The sequence below is a fragment of the Trabulsiella odontotermitis genome (assembly GCF_001188485.1).
In the GTDB taxonomy this organism is placed as follows: Bacteria; Pseudomonadota; Gammaproteobacteria; order Enterobacterales; family Enterobacteriaceae; genus Trabulsiella; species Trabulsiella odontotermitis_A.
The window spans coordinates 1-209 of sequence record NZ_JNGH01000020.1 but is presented as its reverse complement, the minus strand read 5'-3'; the positions used below and the strand labels follow the sequence as shown (position 1 = coordinate 209).

The 209-nt window shown below is 53.6% G+C and carries 1 rRNA gene; it reads left to right on the top strand.

The features are described from left to right. The first annotated feature begins 91 nt into the window (after positions 1 to 91). Positions 92 to 207: ribosomal RNA gene (gene rrf / locus GM30_RS01110) — 5S ribosomal RNA — on the top strand. Positions 208 to 209: the final 2 nt, after the last annotated feature.

Sequence of the window (209 nt, the reverse complement as noted above, 5' to 3'; positions counted from 1 at the left end):
CTAATGAACCGTGAGGCTTAACCTTACAACGCCGAAGATGTTTTGGCGGATGAGAGAAGATTTTCAGCCTGATACAGATGAACAGAATTTGCCTGGCGGCTTTAGCGCGGTGGTCCCACCTGACCCCATGCCGAACTCAGAAGTGAAACGCCGTAGCGCCGATGGTAGTGTGGGGCTTCCCCATGTGAGAGTAGGACACTGCCAGGCAT